The organism is Oleiphilus sp. HI0043 (genome assembly GCF_001634935.1).
Genome location: NZ_LWEY01000109.1, coordinates 1 through 1,118 on the forward strand (window position 1 = coordinate 1; position 1,118 = coordinate 1,118).

General features: G+C 44.8%; 2 protein-coding genes. Both read right to left on the reverse strand.

Annotated features, from left to right (window positions below; all coding sequences use genetic code 11):
- The coding region (locus tag A3729_RS02080) for an adenosylhomocysteinase (RefSeq protein WP_197475485.1) at positions 1-443 on the reverse strand (443 nt) is incomplete at its 3' end.
- A 102-nt stretch (positions 444-545) separates the two neighbouring features.
- A partial coding sequence (locus A3729_RS02085; protein ID WP_197475486.1) for a methionine adenosyltransferase domain-containing protein occupies positions 546-1,118 on the reverse strand: 573 nt, incomplete at its 5' end.

Below are 1,118 nucleotides of genomic sequence, written 5' to 3' on the forward strand. Positions count from 1 at the left end.
GGGTACTTGTTATGCACCATCTCAGTCAGGTCACCACCATCGTCAAGAATCATATTGGCATCCCAAACTTTGCTACCATCTTTTTCAGATAGTATGGTTTGCTCGATGCACCAAAGGAACTCTTCTTCTGTTTCACCTTTCCAGGCAAATACTGGAATACCCGCTGCTGCAATTGCCGCTGCTGCATGATCCTGAGTAGAGAAAATGTTACATGATGACCAGCGAACGTCAGCACCAAGGTCGACCAAAGTTTCGATTAGAACTGCTGTCTGGATTGTCATGTGGATACAACCCATGATTTTTGCACCAGCCAATGGTTGTGCTTCTTTATATTTTCTACGTAAAGCCATCAGTGCAGGCATTTCGCCTTCAGCGATTTGAATTTCTTTACGGCCCCAATCGGCTAGATTGATGTCGGCAACTTTATAATCTGTGAAGCTCATAATTATGTCCTGTCTTGTGGGCCGGATTGCTTTCCGGCCAACGTAATATTGAGTGCAGGCTGAAGTAGGTTCAGTCTGTCGTATTAGTAAAAATTACTGTCTTTAAACCTTTGCAGCTGCTTTCAAGGCATCGATCTTGTCAGTTTTTTCCCAGGTGAAAGCGGTGAAGGTCTTAGTTTTCTCTTCGCCGTTTTCCTTGTAACTATAGGTATGCTCAAAAGGTTCGCGTCCGAAATGTCCATAGGCAGCAGTAATTTGGTACATCGGATAAAGCAATTCTAGTTGATTCTGGATTGCATAAGGTCGAAGATCGAAAACTTCACGGATTATTTTCGCGAGCTCGATATCTGAAACTTTACCAGTTCCAAAAGTATTAACAGAAATAGAAGTTGGTTCAGCAACGCCGATAGCATAAGAAACCTGGATTTCACAACGATCAGCTAAACCCGCAGCAACGACGTTCTTGGCAACATAGCGGCCCATGTAAGCAGCAGAGCGGTCAACTTTTGAAGGGTCTTTTCCAGAGAATGCGCCGCCACCATGTCGTGCCATACCGCCGTAGGTATCAACGATAATCTTACGGCCTGTTAAGCCAGCATCACCGACTGGCCCACCAATTACAAAGTTGCCGGTTGGGTTGATGTGATACAAAGTATTGTCACTTAGCCACTCAGC